Source organism: Streptomyces sp. NPDC054047, from assembly GCF_055585065.1.
Window position 1 is genome coordinate 355,882 of the sequence record NZ_JBVJKV010000005.1, and the last position, 17,978, is coordinate 373,859.

17 protein-coding genes and 1 tRNA gene are annotated in these 17,978 nt (G+C 68.9%); 4 read left to right on the top strand and 14 right to left on the bottom strand.

Features of this window, described 5'->3' with window-relative positions:
• Window positions 1-15 precede the first annotated feature (15 nt).
• From ACZ6ZP_RS21350 to ACZ6ZP_RS21360, 3 genes are all read left to right on the top strand, one after another.
• Window positions 16-1,221, top strand: coding sequence for a DNA polymerase III subunit delta' (locus ACZ6ZP_RS21350; protein WP_351166873.1), 1,206 nt, complete (start codon window positions 16-18; stop codon window positions 1,219-1,221).
• 91 nt (window positions 1,222-1,312) lie between these two features.
• Window positions 1,313-2,860, top strand: a complete 1,548-nt coding sequence (locus tag ACZ6ZP_RS21355) for an alpha/beta hydrolase (RefSeq protein WP_469407858.1) — start codon at window positions 1,313-1,315, stop codon at window positions 2,858-2,860.
• Between the two features lie 101 nt (window positions 2,861-2,961).
• Window positions 2,962-3,035: transfer RNA gene (locus ACZ6ZP_RS21360), tRNA-Thr, on the top strand.
• Between the two features lie 47 nt (window positions 3,036-3,082).
• Here the strand turns inward: ACZ6ZP_RS21360 and ACZ6ZP_RS21365 are convergent.
• The 13 genes from ACZ6ZP_RS21365 to ACZ6ZP_RS21425 form a co-directional block, all read right to left on the bottom strand.
• On the bottom strand, window positions 3,083-4,468 hold the full coding sequence (locus ACZ6ZP_RS21365) for a tyrosine-type recombinase/integrase (protein ID WP_469407860.1): 1,386 nt from the start codon (window positions 4,466-4,468) through the stop codon (window positions 3,083-3,085).
• A gap of 61 nt (window positions 4,469-4,529) precedes the next feature.
• A complete protein-coding gene (locus ACZ6ZP_RS21370; RefSeq protein ID WP_391205886.1) occupies window positions 4,530-4,733 on the bottom strand; it encodes a helix-turn-helix domain-containing protein in 204 nt (67 codons plus the stop codon).
• Window positions 4,734-5,211: 478 nt separating this feature from the next.
• Window positions 5,212-6,687 carry an ATP-binding protein gene (locus ACZ6ZP_RS21375; protein WP_469407861.1) on the bottom strand — a complete coding sequence of 492 codons (1,476 nt, stop codon included), beginning with the start codon at window positions 6,685-6,687 and terminating at the stop codon, window positions 5,212-5,214.
• A gap of 2 nt (window positions 6,688-6,689) precedes the next feature.
• A complete protein-coding gene (locus tag ACZ6ZP_RS21380) occupies window positions 6,690-7,592 on the bottom strand; it encodes a bifunctional DNA primase/polymerase (RefSeq protein ID WP_469407863.1) in 903 nt (300 codons plus the stop codon).
• A gap of 89 nt (window positions 7,593-7,681) precedes the next feature.
• Window positions 7,682-8,476 (bottom strand): deazapurine DNA modification protein DpdA family protein, encoded by a 795-nt coding sequence (locus tag ACZ6ZP_RS21385; protein WP_469407864.1) that lies wholly within the window; start codon window positions 8,474-8,476, stop codon window positions 7,682-7,684.
• 10 nt (window positions 8,477-8,486) lie between these two features.
• The gene (locus tag ACZ6ZP_RS21390) at window positions 8,487-8,942 is read right to left on the bottom strand and encodes a hypothetical protein (protein WP_469407865.1); all 456 of its coding nucleotides are present in this window, start codon (window positions 8,940-8,942) and stop codon (window positions 8,487-8,489) included.
• Window positions 8,943-9,112: 170 nt separating this feature from the next.
• Window positions 9,113-11,119 (bottom strand): plasmid transfer protein TraB, encoded by a 2,007-nt coding sequence (gene traB, locus ACZ6ZP_RS21395; RefSeq protein WP_469407957.1) that lies wholly within the window; start codon window positions 11,117-11,119, stop codon window positions 9,113-9,115.
• Between the two features lie 17 nt (window positions 11,120-11,136).
• The gene (gene traA / locus ACZ6ZP_RS21400) at window positions 11,137-11,730 is read right to left on the bottom strand and encodes a plasmid transfer protein TraA (RefSeq protein WP_469407867.1); all 594 of its coding nucleotides are present in this window, start codon (window positions 11,728-11,730) and stop codon (window positions 11,137-11,139) included.
• A 17-nt stretch (window positions 11,731-11,747) separates the two neighbouring features.
• Window positions 11,748-12,257 (bottom strand): hypothetical protein, encoded by a 510-nt coding sequence (locus tag ACZ6ZP_RS21405; protein ID WP_469407868.1) that lies wholly within the window; start codon window positions 12,255-12,257, stop codon window positions 11,748-11,750.
• 48 nt (window positions 12,258-12,305) lie between these two features.
• On the bottom strand, window positions 12,306-12,527 hold the full coding sequence (locus ACZ6ZP_RS21410; RefSeq protein ID WP_469407958.1) for an RRQRL motif-containing zinc-binding protein: 222 nt from the start codon (window positions 12,525-12,527) through the stop codon (window positions 12,306-12,308).
• A 40-nt stretch (window positions 12,528-12,567) separates the two neighbouring features.
• Window positions 12,568-13,137, bottom strand: a complete 570-nt coding sequence (locus ACZ6ZP_RS21415) for a hypothetical protein (RefSeq protein ID WP_469407869.1) — start codon at window positions 13,135-13,137, stop codon at window positions 12,568-12,570.
• 158 nt (window positions 13,138-13,295) lie between these two features.
• Window positions 13,296-14,150 (bottom strand): hypothetical protein, encoded by an 855-nt coding sequence (locus ACZ6ZP_RS21420; protein ID WP_469407871.1) that lies wholly within the window; start codon window positions 14,148-14,150, stop codon window positions 13,296-13,298.
• Complete coding sequence (locus ACZ6ZP_RS21425) at window positions 14,147-14,398, bottom strand: DUF6284 family protein (RefSeq protein ID WP_469407872.1); 252 nt, start codon at window positions 14,396-14,398, stop codon at window positions 14,147-14,149. The genes ACZ6ZP_RS21420 and ACZ6ZP_RS21425 overlap by 4 nt, the downstream gene beginning before the upstream one ends.
• 577 nt (window positions 14,399-14,975) lie before the next feature.
• Here ACZ6ZP_RS21425 and ACZ6ZP_RS21430 point away from each other — a divergent pair.
• Complete coding sequence (locus tag ACZ6ZP_RS21430) at window positions 14,976-16,106, top strand: XRE family transcriptional regulator (RefSeq protein WP_469407874.1); 1,131 nt, start codon at window positions 14,976-14,978, stop codon at window positions 16,104-16,106.
• On the opposite strand, the gene ACZ6ZP_RS21435 is transcribed toward ACZ6ZP_RS21430, so the two are convergent.
• Entirely contained in the window at window positions 16,090-16,878 is a 789-nt protein-coding gene (locus tag ACZ6ZP_RS21435; protein ID WP_469407875.1) for a GntR family transcriptional regulator, read from the bottom strand. The genes ACZ6ZP_RS21430 and ACZ6ZP_RS21435 overlap by 17 nt on opposite strands.
• Window positions 16,879-17,978 lie beyond the last annotated feature (1,100 nt).

A 17,978-nucleotide genomic window follows, 5' to 3' on the forward strand; every position in this document is an offset into this window, starting at 1 on the left:
CGGAGGCGGTGACCTATGACCGTATGGGACGACCTGGTGGGCCAGGAGCGGGTGAGTGAGCAGCTCGGTGCCGCGGCTCGGGACGCCGACACGCTGGTCACCGCCGTGGCCACGGGCGCTCCGCGGCCCGAGTCGTCGAAGATGACGCACGCCTGGCTGTTCACCGGCCCCCCCGGCTCCGGGCGGTCCACCGCCGCCCGCGCCTTCGGCGCCGCGCTCCAGTGCACGAGCCCGGACCGCGCGCTCGGCGGCGTCCCCGGCTGCGGCTTCTGCGACGGGTGCCACACGAGCCTGGTCGGCACGCACGCCGACGTCGAAGTGGTGCGTACGGACCTGCTGTCCATCGGCGTCAAGGAGACCCGCGAGCTGGTCAGGCGGGCCCAGTTGTCGCCCGCGGGCGGCCGCTGGCAGGTCATCGTCCTGGAGGACGCCGACCGCCTCACCGAGGGCGCGGGCAACGTCCTGCTGAAGGCCGTGGAAGAGCCCGCCCCGCGCACCGTATGGCTGCTCTGCGCGCCCTCGCTGGAGGACGTGCTGCCCACGATCCGCTCCCGCTGCCGCCATCTGACGCTGCGTACGCCTCCGGTGGACGCCGTCGCGGACGTACTCGTCCGGCGCGACGGCATCGAGCCGGACGTCGCCGCGGCCGCCGCGCGCGCCACGCAGGGGCACATCGGCCGCGCCCGCCGCCTGGCGACCGACCCGAGGGCGCGCGAGCGCCGTGCCGCCGTGCTCAAGCTGCCCATGCGGGTGCAGGACATCGGCGGCTGCCTCAAGGCCGCGCAGGAGCTGATCGACACGGCGGGCGACGACGCTAAGCAGGTCGCCGAGGACGTGGACGTCAAGGAGACCGACGACCTCAAGGCGGCGCTCGGCGCGGAGAAGGGCGGCCGGATGCCGCGCGGCACGGCGGGCATCATGAAGGACCTGGAGGACCGCCAGAAGCGCCGCAGGACCCGCACCCAGCGCGACAGCCTCGACCTCGCACTCATCGAGCTGACCGGTGTCTACCGCGACGTGCTGACCCTTCAGCTCGGCTCCCGCGTGGCGCTGGCCAACACGGAGGTGCTCGACATGCTGGAGCGCCTGGCGCGCGGCACATCGCCCGAGTCCACGCTGCGCCGCATCGAGGCGATCGGCGCCTGCCGCGTCGCGCTGGACCGCAATGTGGCGCCGCTGCTCGCGGTGGAGGCGATGGCGGTGTCGCTGCGGGCGGGCTAGCAGCTCCTGGGCTGCGGATCTGAGGGTTGACGAAGTCACCCATACGAGCACTTCGCGTCACCGCGCCAACGCATAGAGTTAGTCTCGCGTGATGCGCATCAGAGGACTCCGCACCCCCGCGACCGTGTTCTTGGCCGCCGGACTGCTCATTTCCGGCTGCTCGGCCGGGAGCTCGACGGCGGACGCGTCCATGGCCGCGCTGCCCCGCGCCACCCCGCAGGAGCTGTCCCCGTACTACGGACAGAAGCTGAACTGGCGCGAGTGCGGCGTCCCCGGCTTCGAGTGCTCCTCGATGAAGGCGCCGCTGGACTACGCGAAGCCGGACGGCGAGGCCGTCGAGCTCGCCGTCTCCCGGAAGAAGGCCACGGGCCCCGGCAAGCGCCTGGGATCGCTCCTGGTCAACCCGGGCGGACCCGGCGGCTCGGCGATCGGCTACCTCCAGTCGTACGCGGCGCTCGGCTACCCCGAAGAGGTCCGCGCCCAGTACGACATGGCCGCAGTCGACCCGCGCGGCGTGGCCCGCAGCGAGCCCGTCACCTGCCTCGACGGCAAGCAGATGGACGCGTACACGCAGACGGACGTCACCCCGGACGACGAGCGCGAGACCGCCGAACTGTCGGACTCCTTCAAGAAGTTCGCCGCGGGCTGCGAGAAGCGCTCCGGTGAGGTGCTGCCGCATGTCTCCACGGTCGAGGCGGCCCGTGACATGGACATCCTGCGCGCGGTGCTCGGCGACGAGAAGCTGAGCTACGTGGGCGCTTCGTACGGCACGTTCCTGGGGGCGACGTACGCCGGGCTCTATCCCGACCGCGTCGGGCGCCTCGTCCTGGACGGCGCGATGGACCCGTCGCTGCCGGCCCGCCGTATGAACCGTGACCAGACGGCGGGCTTCGAGACGGCGTTCGGGTCGTTCGCGAAGGACTGCGTGGGCCGGGCGGACTGCCCGCTGGGCACCAAGAGCGAGTCGGACGCGGGCAAGCGCCTCAAGTCCCTCTTCGACGACCTGGACCGCACGCCGATCCCCGCCGGCGACTCCGACGGCCGCAAGCTCGGCGAGGCGCTCGCCACGACGGGCGTGATCGCCGCGATGTACGACGAGGCGGCCTGGCCCCAGCTGCGCACGGCGCTGACGGCCGCGATCAAGGACAAGGTCGGCGCGGGCCTCCTCTCCCTCTCCGACAGCTACTACGAGCGCGACGCCGACGGAACGTACGCGAACCTCATGTTCGCCAACGCGGCCGTGAACTGCCTGGACCTGCCCCCGGCCTTCGCCACGGCGGCCGAGGTGAAGAAGTCGGTCCCGGACTTCGAGAAGGCGTCGCCGGTCTTCGGCGAGGGCCTGGCCTGGTCCTCGCTGAACTGCGCGTACTGGCCGGTGAAGGCGACGGGCGAGCCGCACCGCATCGAGGCGGACGGCGCGGCCCCGATCGTCGTGGTCGGCACCACCCGCGACCCGGCGACCCCCTACCGCTGGGCCGAGTCCCTGGCCGACCAGCTCTCCTCCGGCAAGCTGCTCACGTACGAGGGAGACGGGCACACGGCGTACGGGCGGGGCAGCGAGTGCGTGGACTCGGCGATCAACGAGTACCTGCTGAAGGGCAAGGCCCCGGAGGACGGAAAGCGCTGCTCGCAGGGGTGACGCGGGCCCCGGGCCCGCGCCCGCCGAGGGTGTGCGGAGCACCCCCGGAAACTGTGTAGACTTGGCCCCGCTGCTGATCGCACCATAGGTGCGGGACGCGTGCCGCCTTAGCTCAGATGGCCAGAGCAACGCACTCGTAATGCGTAGGTCTCGGGTTCGAATCCCGAAGGCGGCTCTGTAGAAGCCTCAGGACTCACTCGCCGTGACCTGGGGCTTTTGCTTTTAACGGATGCGGCGACGGCGTTGGGCACGAGCCGCGCGGGTGTCGGCGGTCTCAGTTCTGGTCTCAGTGGGGCCCGCAGACGGGGGAGCGAAGAACTCTCCCATGCGCCGCATCGCGTCCTTCGACAGGTGCGATCTGCCCTTCACGTAGCGCCTCGTCTGGCTGATCTGGGTGTGCCGCAGGATCTCCATGATGGTGGGCATGTCGACGCCCAGCTCGTTCAGGATGGTGCCCGCAGTGTGGCGGCTCCCGTCGTACAGGCGACGGTCATCGATCCCGGTTTCCTTGAGCAGCTCCTTGAACTCTTCGTAGTCGGCGCGAGGGTCGAGGGGGCGCCCGTCCGGCCGTGAGAACACGACGTCGGTCTCCTGCCACAGCTCACCGGCCGCGGCCCGCATCTCGTCCTGCTGAGCCTTGTGGTCGAGCAGGAACGGGATGAACACGGGAGGGATCGGTACGGCGTTCTGGCTCTTCTTGGTCTTGGGGCGAGTGAAGACGAGACCGCCCTCCTTGCGCTCGGGGCAGGCGCTCGCGTGCTTCGTGCATCCCTTGGGGCACGGCTTGGGGCACCCGCGCTTGTAGTCCTTGTGCGGGGTGCAGTCCGGAGGGCACGGCTCGAAGCGGTGGAGGCGCGCTCCGCAGGCGTGCGGGTCGGTGCAGCCGTGCCGCCATGTGAGGCGCTGTAGCTGCCACTTGGGGTGGAACAGCTCCGCTTCCAAGTCGACGTAGGCCCACCGCAGGCCGAGCGTCTCGCCCTGCCGGAAGCCCATGCCGACGCCGACGATCCAGCGCATGAGAGTGGGCCGCTTTGAGGCCGCTTCGAGGAATGCCTTGGCTTCCTTCTGCGTGAAGGGGTTGGCCTCGGTCTCGTCGACGCTCGGGGGGTCCACGAGCGTGGCGACGTTCTCGCCGATGAGGCGGCGGCGGTGGGCGATTTTCAGGGCGCGGGACAGGATGCGGTGCACCTTCACGACGTGAGAGGGAGCGCGCCCCGCGTCGAGCAACGCCCGATACATCCGCTCCAGGTGCTCCGGGCGGAGCTTGTCGATGCGGTGCTGGCCGACTCCCGGGATGATGTCGTTGCGCGTCTTCGACCAGTAGTCGTCCAGGGACCGCGGCTTGAGCTTGAGGCTGGCGATGTCGGTGAGGTAGGTCTCCATCCACTTCGCGACGGTCGGCTTACGGCCCGCGATGGGAGCGCGTCCCTGGTCGCGCAGGAGCTCCAGTTCCCGGACCTTGCGCTTGATTTCGGGCTCGGTCTTGGCGCGGCGATGGCGGCGGTCAGGACTTCCGTCATTCTTGACGCCCATTGTGACGCGGCCGTGCCACCAGCCGTCATTACCGAGGTAGATGGACGATTCGTTGTTGGCCTTGCGGGGGCTCATGCGCCTCCTTCATGCGGGAGGCGCCCCGAGCGGGGTGCTCGGGGCGCCTCTGGGGGGCTGGTCAGTTGGGAAGCGGGGCGAGGCTCGCTACGTACGCTTCGAGGTCAGTGCGCCGAATCCGGCGAGTGCGGCCCAACTTGATGTACTTCAGGGCGCCTTCGGCCATCAGCTCGTAGACGGTGGAGCGTCCGATAGCGAGGGCTTCGGCGGCCTCTTCGGGCTTGTAGAGGAGTCGGTCGACGGGCGCAGCAATGGCGGTGCTCATCCGGGGTGCCTCCTCGGCGGGATGTCTCGGGTTGGGTTGTGCGTGTGTCCGAGGTGGGGATTTCTGCGTCACCGCGTCACCTGTGTCACTTAGGGGCTATGACCTGCGGTTTTGTGGTGACGCAGACGTTCGGGAGCCTGTCACCGGTGACGCAGGAGCTTCTGTCGCCGGTGACGTGGGTGACGAACGGTGACGCAGGATTCGGCGGTCTGCGTCACCGCTGTTATGGCAGGTCAGGGGCCGTTTTCCATCCCGTGGTGACGCGGGTGACGCAGCGTCTCTCTACTTAGGAAAAGAGAGAGGGGGTGTCTGTTGGTAGTGCGCGGCTCTCGCGAGCGCAGGGCGGAATGCGAAGGGCGAAGAAGGAGCCGCTTCGCGGCACGACCTTCGGGCGGCGGCGAGCCGCCGAACTGCAAGAGGAGCACTACCGGCGTGGCGTGCTCTTCTTGCTCATGAAGGTCGGCCCCTGACGCCGCAGTCAGAACACCTGCCCTTGCTCTTGCATGAGCGATGCCGGCGGGCGGCTCAGCTCGATGTAGCGGGCGGTCTTGGTGCGGCCCCAGTCCACGAACAGGCCGCGGGCGGCGAGGGTGGGCTGAAGCCGCTTGAGACGGTCGGAGAGCACCTTGCCGGTGGTGGGCCACCCCTTGGGGAGGGGACGGCAGTCCTCCCCGACGTAGAGGCGGGTGAGGCAGTGCAGCCACTCGGCGGACGTCATGCGTTGCTCGGTGCCCGGCTCGATGTCGGCGGCGTGCTGCAGGACGGTCTGCGCGAGCAGGTCGCCCTCGATCACGTCGTCGTTGAGGTCGTCGAGGCTGGCCCGGTACGCCCGGAGCGTTCCGAAGCCGGTGGCCGCGTCGAGCTGCGCGCACAGGTGCGCGAAGTCCGCCATGCGCAGGTCGGTGGGGATCTCCGCGTCGGCCGCGCGGACCTTGACGGTGAGGTCGAGGAGCGAGCCGAGCACGACGGGCAGGATCTCCTCGTACTCCGCCCACAGCTCCGCCTCGGTCCTGCGCACCTTGGGCCGCTCCAGGCGCAGCGGCAGGAGCCGTTCGGCGAGGTCGGGGCGGATGACGCCGACGTCGATGCCGGTCATGAGCAGGGGGCGGCGGTAGCCGGTGCGGAAGACGTCCCCGTCGGTGAACAGGGCGCGCTTGACGTCCTCGGCGCCGGTGACGATGCAGCACATCGCGTCCGCCAGGTCCGGGGTCAGGTGGGAGAGGTTGTCCAGGGCGGTGACCCACCCGGCGGCCACGGCCGCGATCAGGTTGGCCTCGTCCTTGGGGGCGCGGCGCAGGTCGCCGCTCATGCCCTCGATGATCCGCACGAGCATGCGCCCGCCGGTGGACTTGCCCGAGCCCTGCGGCCCGGTCAGGAACGGCGCGGGTACGGGGACAGACGGTCCGAGGCAGCCGATCAGCCAGGCCAGGGCCAGGCATTCGGTGTCCGAACCGGCGAAGTTGCACAGCCGCAGCAGCAGATCGATGCCCTTGCCGTCGGTGTCCTTGACGGGCAGGGGGAGTTCGCCGGTGAGCTGGGTGCGCCGCCAGCAAACTTCGCGCGGGTCGGGAACGGTGATGTCCCAGCCGGTGGCGTGGATACGGACCGACTGCCCGTCGTCGCGGCCCAGGTCTAGCCACGTGGCGCCGTCGAATCCGGGGGCGACGCGGATGTGTACGGCCTGCGTTGCCTCGGTCAGTGCGAGGGCTTCGATCAGGTCCAACGCCTCCTTCAGTGCCGTGCCGTTGAAGACGCCGCATCCGTCTTTGAACAGGCCGACCATGAGTTCCTGGCGGTGGCTGCCCGTAGTGCCCTGCGAGCGGATCGGGCGAGCCACGGGATGGCCCTTCTTCTGCGCGTAGACGGTGCCGTCGGCGGTACGGAAGTAGCGGAAGTGGTCCTGTGCGTAGTCGGCGATGATCTCGCGGGCCGGGGTCTTGTCGTCGTCGGACATGGTCACAGTCCCAACTTGGTACGGGCGTTGGTCCACGCCTCCGTGCAGTGCCGTGCCCTCTCGCCCTTGGCCTGAGCGGCGGCGAACAGGCGGCCGATGTGGTCCTCGGTGAGGCAGCCGCACCTGCCGTGCGTGGACAGCACGGCCAGGAACGTGCGGTAGACGGTGGCGTGCACGCCGCTGGTGGCGTCGGTGATGCGCTGCTCGGCCATGGCGATACCGCGCTCCAGGAACGCGGGCGTGCGGTGCCGGCACTGCCCGCCCGAGGCGGCGGGCGCGGTGACGGCCGGTGGCGAGGGCCGGGTGGTTGCGCAGGTCTTCACGACCAGCGCGCGCACGGCATCGGGCAGAGGCGTCATGTCGCCGGTGCCGGTGCCGGTGCCGGTGCCGGTGCCGAGCCAGCGGGCGTAGGACATCGTGGACTTGATGTCCACGCCGGGCCGTACCGCGTTGGCCGACTGCATGCGCCCCAGGTAGAGCCAGTGCTCGCCGCGCGTCGTGGGCACGGTGTAGGTGGCGGGCAGGGTCTCGCGCGCCCACGTCACGGCGTCGGCGTCGTCGAGGTCGACGACGGTGAGCCCGGCCCCGCCGGGGTGGTAGGCGACCCCCGCCGCCTGTACCCATGCCCGCCGCCACGGTCCGGAGGCGATGACATCCGGGTCGGTGGTCGCGGCGGCCCATGCGTGACAGGGGCCGGGGCAGGTGCACGGGCCGGGGACCTTCATGTTCGGCCGACCGCCGCACACGTTGCCGGTGCAGCGGGGGCAGTTGCCGAACGGTACCTTCCCGGCCCGCAGCGGCAGCGCCGGGAACCCGGATGCGGCGAGGTGCAGGGCGGTGCGCTGATGCTCGTTCATGCCGTATCGGCTGAGGTGTTCTCGCCGGATGTCGGCAGGTTGCGTCATGCTGGAGTCCTCCAGTTCGTTAACGCCGTGCTGGATCACAAGGGCGGCCCCGGTTCTTTGGCGAGATGCGGGGGCCGCCCTTGGCGTAGCTAGGCCGCGTCGAGAAGGGGCTGTTGCCAGGTGGGCAGGGCGTCCAGGACGCGGGTGCGCCAGTTCAGGGCGTAGGGCAGGCAGTTGGCGCAGTTCTTGTGGGTGTGGCCAGCCATGGCGGGGCGGCGGCGTGCGTGGGAGCTCCAGGCGAGGGAGTCGGCGGAGGCCATCAGGTGGCCGACGCGGGCCAGGCCCAGGGTTTTGAAGCCGAAGCCGTGCAGCTTCAGCCCGTGCGCGGCCAGTGCGGTGACGATGGCCGCGCCCTCGTGGGTGGACTGGCGGCGGCAGACCGATCCCAGTCCCACCACCGGCTCGCGGGTGAGGTCGATACCGGCGCGCTCGTAGAGGGATACGCAGTGCTCGTAGTCGGCCATCTCCCAGCCCTGAAGAACCGGGATGATGGGAAGGTCCGGGGCCAGGGAGCGCAGGTGCAGGAAGTTGGTCACCGTGCGGTGCTGGTGCTCTGCCACGCTGAGGCGGGTTCCGGCGAAGGTGAGGGGGCCTGCCTGTCCGCCGTGGATGATGAGCGGTTCGCACATCCAGTCCTGCGGCGCGGCCCAGTCGAAGGGCCCGACGCCTTCCCGGATGCGGTAGAGGTCGTCGATGTACTGGCGCGGAGTGCGGGTCCAGCGGCCGTGCTGCTGGAGCTCCGAGAAGCCGCCGGAGTCGACCGCGTATGGGCCGAGTGCCTGGGGCAGCTTCACCGGATCCACGAAGTGTGCGGACTTCAGGAACAGTGGTATGCCGGTCAGGCGGACCCAGTGGCGTTTGTGGGTGGTCAGATAGAACCGCAAGGCGGCCTCCTTAGCCGTGGAAGTGGTTGCGCTTGATGACGGCCTTGCGGATGTTGACCGTGGTCCCGCCGTTGCCCCGGTTGGTGCCGAGGATCTGTACGGCGATGTAGCCGCCGAAGATGACCGCGGCCAGGATGATGAGCTGCTGCACGAGCGCGGCGAGTGCGGCGATGAACGTCGTCAGCAGGACCAGGCCGCCGCAGACCGCGGCGAACCCGATGCCTCCGAGTGCGATGTTCACCGCGGTGCGCGAGACGGCCGCACGGGGCTCGGACGCGGCCGGTGCCGGAGCGGTGGGCGCAGGGGCGAGGGCGTAGCCGGTGACCGTACGGCCGTCCGGCAGGACGATGCTCTGCACCGCGGGCACGCTGCCCGGCTGCACGGGCACGAGCGGAGCCGGGACGGCAGGCGTGATCGGTATGGGGTGGTGGACTTCCACGGCCGTAGGCCGCTCGGGGTATGTCACGGGACGCTCCGGCGGATAGGGCGGCGGGGCCCGCGTCAGGGTGTGACGCGGGACCGCTGCGGGTGTGACGGAGAGGTGTGATGCGGTGTGACGGGCCGCTGTGATGGGGCGTCACACACGGGTCTACCTAGGGGTTTGGGTGTGACGCGGCCGTCACGGTGTGACGGGTGTCAGGCCGCTGTGAGGGCGGGCACGATCCGCCACCGGCCGCTCTGGTTGGTCGGCTCCAAACGGCCGTCCAAGGCGGCGTCCTTGAGCCGCTTGGACACCCAGGAGCGGGACAGGCCGTGCTGGTCGCACCAGTCGGTGAAGTCCTTGGGACCCACGACCATGCGGCCCGCCTCCTCGAAGTCGGCCAGCGCCGCATCAAGCAGGCGCCGGGCTTCCTCCGGGGCGGGCTTGTGGCCCTGCTCCTGACCGAACACCGGGGTCTCGTCGCCCGGCTGGTTCTCGGGGAGTTCCTCTTCGGGGTCGATGTGCTCGTCCTCGGGGTCGACGCCGGGGCGCTGCTCGTCGTCCATCTCGTCTTCCTCCGAGGGGGCTGCGGGGTCTTCCGGGCGGGTGCGGTCGGTGTAGGCGCGTCCGGCGACGCTGGCCGCCGCGTGGGCGGTGACGTCGTCGATGGGCATGCGGATGTCGGCGAACTCGCGGTCGGCCCATTCGAGGGTCACGGGGTCGTTGCGGAAGGTGCGGGCCGGATTTGCGTACAGCTCTTCCTCGATGCCTGCGGCGACGAGGTAGCAGTAGCCGGGCTTGCGGTTCTTCCACGCGCCGGGGTTGGCGCCCGCATCGAGTACGTCCTCCGGGAGCGCGAAGGAGGCGTCGCGTTCGTCGACGCCGAAGCACAGGGAGGCGGGGAGGGAGGCGCGGGTGTCGGTGCTGATTTGGTAGCCGCTGGCCCGCTGCATGGAGATGATCAGCGAGATACCGGCCGAGCGGGCTTCCTGGGCGATGGTGGTGAACACGTCGTCGTCCAGGCGCGCGAGGGTGTTGGCGGCCTCCTCGAACCACGAGATCAGGTAGGCCATGCCCGCACAGCCGCAAGCCTTCCCGTCCTTGCGGCAGGAGTGCGCCGCGTCGTTCTGCGTCTCGGCAGCTTCCGGGCACCAGGCGCGGTAGCCGTGCGCACCCAGCCACGCAGTGCGGGCGGGGATGGCGGCCTTGACGGCCTCGATCATGATTTCGGTGTCCTGCGGGGTGAGGGCCACCCAGTCACAGGCCGGGAAGATCTCACCGAGGTCCTGGCCCTTCTTGACGTGGTCGGACAGCCAGACCACGACATCGCGGCGGGTCATGACCTCGGTGAGGATGTCCAGGGCGCCCTCGGTCTTGCCCGCGCCGGTCTGGCCCATGATGAGCAGGTGGATGGCCTGCGGCAGCGTGAGCAGGAGGAGCGAGCCGTCGTCGTAGACGCCGATGACCAGCGGGTCGGCGATCGACCCGCCCGGCTTGGAAGGGCCGGGGTACCAGGTGACCTGCTTGAGCATGTCCTGGGGCACGATGACCAGTTCGCCGCGGCGGGCCGATTCGGGGTCGGGCCGGTAGCGGACCGCGTTGGGCGGCACGTCCAGGGCGCCGGCCAGTTTGGGCAGCGCCTTGGCCATGTCCTCGTTGGTCGCCTCCCCCTGGGGCAGGGCGTAAGGGGCGGTGACCCGGTTGGGCTCCACCTTGGCCGCGCCCAGCTTGGTCCCGGCCAGGCCGACCTTCTCCAGCAGGCCCGCGTCTGCTCCCTCGCCTCCGCCGTCGGGGTTGTGGCGCATGAGCATGCGCACGTTCCAGGAGAGGGCGACGGCCGGGCCGCCCATCAGGTAGAGGTCATCGAGCGGCCCGGCGGTGGGTCCGGCCAGGCACGCGGCGGTCAGCCACGCCGAGCCGAGCCCCGTGGTGAGCGCGGTGTGGAAGCGGCGCTGCTTGCTGGTGGTTTTGCCGATCAGCCAGGCGCCTCCGGACAGGGCGACTGAGGTGAGGGTGAGGCCGACCGCGGCCGGGGTGCTCTCCTCCCACCGCAGGTGGCCCAGCAGTCCGGCCAGGCCGATGCCGCCTACCCCGAGCCAGGGCGGGAGGTGCGGCTTGGCGCGGTGCAGCAGGTAGGCGCCCACGCCGCCACCATCGGCGTTGCCCCGCTGGGCCTCCATGAGCTGCAGGATCTGGGCTTGGTCGTTGTCTGTGCGCTTCATCATGGGTGCTGCCTCCCTTACTGCTGGGCCCAGTTCATGACCGGCTGCTGCGGCTTGCGGGCGCGGTGGCGGACCCGGTTGATCTCTTCCTCGTACTGCTGCTGGAAGGTGGAGTACGCGGCGGCGGCGTTCTTGGCCGCGGACTTCAGGTCGTCGGAGGCCTTGTTGAGCTTGCGGGCCACCTTCGCCGCGCGGATGCGGGAGCCGAACGCCCTGCCCTCCGGATCGGGAACCGCGGCCAGCACCCCCTTGAGGATTTCGGCGCCCATGGCCACCTCGATGGCCAGCGTCACGCCCGCAGCCCGCAGCGTGTTGCAGTAGTTGCGCACCTGCGCCGGGGACGTGAACTCCGGCGAGGGCAGCAGGGAGTCGGTGCGGCCGCCGCCGTTGGCGCGGGCCGCGCCCTTGTTGTTGTTCACCGTGACGTTGATCGGCGGGACGAAGCTGCCGCCCATCGCCCCGACGAACCCTCCGGCCGCAGCACCCGCGTTGGCGAACTTGTTGCTCTTGTCGCCGGGCCCGCTGTTGGTGCCGCCCTGCGGCGGCCGGTGGGGCTGCTGGGCCTGCCGGGTGCGGAAGTTGTGGACCCGGTTGCTTCCGGTGGATGCCATCTGGCTCTCTCCTCAGGTCAGTGCGTGCGGCGGACGACGAGCCAGGCGCTCTGCGCGGCGATCAGCGTGAGCAGCCACAGCAGTTCCAGCGGGCCCGCGAGCGGCCCGAACGCCGCGGCGAGCGCCAGCCAGGCGGTAGCGGCGGTGGCGAGCAGGGTCAGACCGATGCGCCAGCCCAGTACGCCGCGGTCGGCGGCGGGGCGGCGGCGCTGGGTGATGAGCAGCCACGCCAGGGGGCCCGCGGCGAGCGGGGCGAGCAGCAGCCCGGACCACCCGGCCAGCACGTGCAGGAGCGTGGTGAGCGGGAAGGCGGCCAGGGCGATGCCGAGTGGGGCGAGCGAGCGGCGGTGGTCCCACAGCAGTTCGCCGAGGAAGCCCGCCAACCGGCCGGTCAGGGTGGGGCGTTCGGGCACGACCACGATGAACGGCTGAGCGGTGCGGCGCCCGCGCTGGCGGGGGATGCGGACGGTGGTGGCCCCGGCGGACACCTTCGCGGTGCGGGTGCGGGAGCGGGTACGGCTGGACACAGCGGATCTCCTCGCGTTGAGGGAAGCGGATAGGGGGTGCTGTGCTGGTCAGGCGGCGTGCTGTTCGGCGCGGCGGATAAAGCGCTCACAGGCGCCCATCGAGGTGCGGATCACGTATCCGGCATCCAGCCCGCAGGCGGGGCAGGTGCGGCGCGGGCGCATCATCGCCTCATGGGCCCGCCAGCGGGCGGGCGTCATCGGGGGGACCGGTTTGGCCAGGTCCAGGCGGTAGAGGTAGCCCACCGCGATGCCGCGCGGGTAGCGCCACATCAACTGTGCGGCGACCTCCTGCCAGCCAGGCTGCAGCGTCTCAGCGCTTGACGAATCGCCCCTTGAGAGGGTTGCGCCAGCGCTCCAGCTTGAAGGGCACCTTGAAGTTGGCTTCAGCTTTGATTGCTTCGGCCAGCCTTTCATCGATCAAGTCGGCGTCCTTGGTCAACTGCTCGATGTCTTTCCAGGTCTCGTCAGCCTTGCGGTGCGCTTCTGCGTCTGCAGAGGGACGGCTGTTCAACCTGCGCCACTCGACGGTGGCCGTTGCCCACTCGCCGTACGCGGTATTCGTCAGCAGGTTGATGGCGTTAACGGCCGTTGAACCGAACATCTCAAGCTCTGCTGCGACAAGGCCCATCTCTTGGAGCTCGCGATCGACGTTGACCAACTTAGCGGGGTCATTGCCAGTCTTGAGGAACTGCTTCCGCGCGAACGCGAAATCTCGACGTGACCTCAACAGAAGTTTGTACGTGTCCATCTTGCGGTCCCACACCTTGTGTCGACGGTCGCGGCCACGCGTCAGCAGGTGCGTGAGCAGCACGGCGGAGGTTGAAGCCACAGCGCCGACCGACGCAGCGATGAGCGTGGCTTCCCAAGGTTGCAGGGCCATGCCTGGAGCGTAGGGTGCCGTGGGGTCTGCGGGGGGCTCCTACGGGGATTGCAGGCCTTTGGCGCGCAGTTGAGTCCAGGTCGCCATCCCCTCTGGAGCGCAGCCGAGCGCGGCAGTAGGGATGCCGTAGTCGCAGTACGGACCCAGGATCCGGTCCATCAGGACAACACCTCATCCAAGGTCGGCGCCGCCTGCGGACGCCGCTGTACCCCGGTCTCCTTGAGCTGTTTGTAGACCTTGCCGACGTAAGAGGTGGAACGGGTGGAACGCACTGCAGCGGCAGGGATCGTGACCCCTTCCACCCAGCACGCCCGGATGACCTGCGCGGCCTCCTCGGTCGACAGCACCACCACCTGTTCCCCTTCCTGGGGGGAAGTGGTGGAAGCCGGTGGAACCGGCACGGTGAACACCCTGCCGCCACCGCATATGACTAGCGGCGACGCCTTCGCCGACCGCACCGCGCGGGGCGCGTCCGGCTCTGGGCGAGCACGGGTGGAAGCGGGCGGCGCCGGGTGGTGTTCCACCGTCGGGCCCGTGGTTTCCACCTGCTCGCGCAGGGCGGCGATGCGGTGCAGGATGGCGCGCCGGTAGCAGGTGATGGCCTCAGCGAGAACGATCAGCAGGACCGGTGGAATGGAGTGCAGGACCAGCCCTGCCGGGTCCACCTGTCGCGGCACCCCGAACGGGGCACCGTCCGGCCACAGTGAGCTCCAGCAGTTCATGAGCCACGTGCTCAGACCGGCGAACCAGCGCAGCCCGGAGGCCCACCCTGAGGGGTGCACGCCGTGCTCGGAGAGACGCCCGTCGACGATGAGGACGGCGCCCAGGGCGACGGCCACGATCGGGTCGAGCAGCCAGGCGATGACTGCGGGAATGTGGTGCTCGATGGCGAACAGCGTCACGTTCGTCGCGGTGAACGTCATCGCCACCACCGCAACCGTGACCAGCACCTTGGTCAGACCAGACTGAAGCCGCTGTAGAGCGGCGATCTGCCCTGCCAGTGCTGCGGTCATGCCGCGTCGCCCGTCTCCGTGACGGCCAGGTTGGCCAGCTCGCGTCGCGCGGCGAGGACCTTGCGGCGAGCACGGCGCAGACGGCGGGCGCCCAGCTCGGTGGCCGGGCGGTCCAAGGTGGCGATCTGTACGTCCAGCAACTCGACTTCCGCCGTGATGAGCGGCATCTCGCCCTCGATGGCGTCCAGCTCCGCGGCCGTCGGCTCGCGGTCGGTAACAAGGGCCTGAACTGTGCCGATGTGCTTCATGGGTCGTGTCCTCTCGCAGATGGGGCGGCCCGAAAGCGGCTCCGGTGTGACAGCACCGGAGCCGCGCGCCGTTGGAGATTGGGGATCTCCCAGAACTCCCCACCACCCCCGACGGGACCGGCTCGGGGATGTCTGGGCAGCACAGGGCTACGTCGATGTTCAGAAGCGCGGTCTTGCATCCGCGCGGCCGTCATTGCGGGGAGACGGCTCAGAAGCCCACGTATTGGCAGATCTCAAGGAGCGGCTAGTGCGGGGCTCGCGGCGTGCGGCCGAAGCCGCCTTCCGGGCCACCTCTTCGAGGCGGCCATACGAGCAATCCCGAACCGTTCCAGCGACGGAAATGAGTCCGCCATCTGGTGCGCACCAGAAGCATGCAACTGGTGTGCACCAGAGTCAAGAGGCTTCGCCGGTTCGAGTGGCGCTTGCCCCCTGCGGTGCATCTCTAGAAGACCGCCTGACAGAGGGGTCTCGGTAGCCAACAGGACTTAACTCCCGTCCTGTTAACCCCTGTTGACCTGCGGCGATGTAAGGCATGCTGGAAAGGTCAGTGAGTGGACCTATAGCCGGACGGTGGCCTGTGAGCACAGGACTTCGGAGTGCACGAACAGCGCGAGGCTGGTCTCAGGAGCGACTGATCCGTGAGATCGAGCAATATGCCCGGCAGCACCTCACCGACGTCGCATCGACCGCCAGCCTGCGCGTGTACGTGTCCGAGTGGGAGAACGGGAAGCGCGCCATCTCGGACCGCTACGCCGTGATTCTGCGGGCGCTTCTCGGGCTTACGGACGGCGAGTTGAGGGGCGATCCGCTCGCGGCTGCTCCGTCCATGGCCGATGGGTACGACGACCTGCTGAGCCGGATCGATTCAGCGAGCAGCGTCGGCGAATCCATGGTGAAGACGTTCAACGACCAGACCGAGTTGCTGCGCACCATGGACCGCCAGATGGGCGCGTCCGGCCTTGTGGACCAGATGACGGGGCATCTCGGCGCGCTCGAAGACGCGTTGAACTTCGCAGTCCTCCCCAGCACGCGGCGCCCCGTGGCACTCGCACTTGCGGGTGCGTCGACCCTCGCCGCATGGCAGGCCATCGACTCTGGAGCGGTCGAACGGGCTTGGCGGCACTATGAACTTGCGAAGCGGGCAGCGCGCGACGCTGAAGCCCCCATGTACCTCGCTCACGCCATGGCCGAGCAGGCGTACGTACTCTGCGAGGCTGGCCGAGCGCCTCTCGGCCTTGAGCTGGTCCGCGATGCGCAACGCACACTTGGACAGGCTGGGTCTCCCCGCCTGCGAGCGTGGCTGTACGCCGCTGAAGCGGAGCTGTGCGCCCACGCAGGAATGCCGGACGACTGCCTGCGGGCGCTCGATGCAGCCGGGGCGAGCATCCCGCCCGGCTCCGAAGACCGAGACCCGGACATGCTGAGCATCTTCCTGAACGGCGCCCACCTCGCCCGGTGGCGAGGCAACGTCCTTGCCCTACTGGGCGACAGTGACGCCGTGACCAGCCTGTATAGCGCTCTTGAAGTGGTGGACCCGACCTTTGTCCGCGCGAAGGCGGGGCTTCACGCGGACCTCGTACAGGCTCACTTGGTACGGGCTGAGTACGACGAGGCGAACACGCACCTGAGGCAAGCGCGACTCTTGGCGAGTCGCACCGGTTCAGTCAGGCAGCGTCGCCGCGTCGACCTCCTTAGCGCGCGGCTGTAGCACCCTGTTTGCCGCGGCTCGCCAGGATGTGGAGCAGGGCCACGAGGGTGCCGGAACCCATCAGCTCACCGCGTGCCATCAGCCCCGGAATGTCAGTCAGCGGGACCCACTCGATGTGGCCCGCCTCTTCGAGATCCGTGGGTGAACCGACTTGCTTGGCCCCGTGGCCCACGAAGATCTCGTGCGGTGAGTCGACCATGCCGACCATGGGTTGATAGGTGACGACGTGTTCCACGGACTTTGGCCGCCAACCGGTCTCTTCCTCGACCTCGCGGAGCGCCGTGTTCGCGGGCTCCTCGCCCTCGTCCACGATGCCGCCGGGGAGCTCCCATCCCCATTGCTGTGGAACGAAGCGGTACCGCCACATCATCAACACGCGGTCTTGATCGTCCAGAACCGCAGTGATGGCCACGTGGTGGAGCTTCACCACGTGGTGCTCGAAGCGCTGCACTCCGGGAGGTTCCACGTCCCAGAGTTCGAGCTCCACCCAGCGGTTGTCGTAAACGCTCCGCTTACCGTGGATGCGCCACGGTTCCAGGTTGTCCGGTGTCTCAACGCTCACCGCGCCGGGGACCCGGTACGAACTCCGGCCTCGAACCTCTAGGGCGCCTTCTGTCACCAGGCGCGCCAGGACTTGCCGAAGTGCTGTCCGGCCGATGCCGAGCTCCTCCACGAGCGTTCGCTCTGATGGCAGCTTGTCTCCGGGGGCAAGCTCACCAGACGCGAGCCGCGCACGAATTGCCTCGTAGACCTTCGCTGTCTTCGGTCCCATCCGTGGAGCACTCTCCGTTCTGAAGTGGTGCGTACCAGCGTAGCCGGGGACGCTCACACTGCCTCCAGTCGTAAGGCCGTCGAGCCATGGTGGCCCATGGCGTCAAGGTCATTCGTACGATGGCACGCTTCACCTGAACGCCACGAACTACACCCGCTCCACGCTGTGGGTTGACGGCAGACGGGATGGGAGCTGGGTGAGGTGATGGGTGAAGCGTTTCACTCCCCAGTCGAGACGCTATTTTCGGCCACAATTCTGAGCGCGTTTCTACGAGTTTCCGCTAGCTATGTCTAACTAGGGCTAACTAAGGCCAACTGTTCTACCTGGGACTACGTGTAGCTGAAGTCGGCACGGCGTACGGTTTCAGCGCCCTGAGCAGGGAGTATGTGGTGGCCGAATTTCTAGTGGGTACCCACTAAGTTGGTTGGCCTCTCGGGCCTCACGGACTGACTGCAACCGCGCCTGAACTCGCCCTGCCGGATTCCCCGGCACGGCACCCTGTTCGTAACAGTCAGAAGCCCACCACGCGGCTCCGACCTGGAAGCAAGGGCTGCGTGATGGGCTACGAACCCGGAGGTTCAACAGTGAGTCTGGCCCCAACCCCGAGGCATCTGTCAAACCGTCTGCGATATCCGTGGGCAATCGTGATCATCCTCGTACTGATGATCGTTTGGCCGCCTGTAGCTGAAGCTGTGAGTGCCTCCACCGATGCGGTGGCTCTTGTAGCAATCTTCACGCTCGGGGCGAGCACAGCGAGGGAGGTAGTTGGCGGTGGCCGCAGCATGATCGGAAGCGCGCTTTCCCTTCCGTTGCCCGGCGAGAAGTGAACCGCGACCGGAAGTAGCATCCGCTGGTTTGGCCCTGTTCTGGGCCTTGCGCGGGCCACGCTCTTGGCCAACCTGTGGCCAGGGAAGCCGCTCAGAGCCACGCTGATCCAAAGAACGCGCTGGTCAGAAGCACCTCGGGTTCGTGAAGCTGAACGCTCTTGAAAGCTGTTGCTGTGCGAGGTCGGTAGAGCTTTCCCTACGTCATCAAGGCCGCGCCGCCTTTGAAGCGCGGCCTTGATGCCTGTCTGCCCCCGGCCGGCCCGGCCCCAGCGG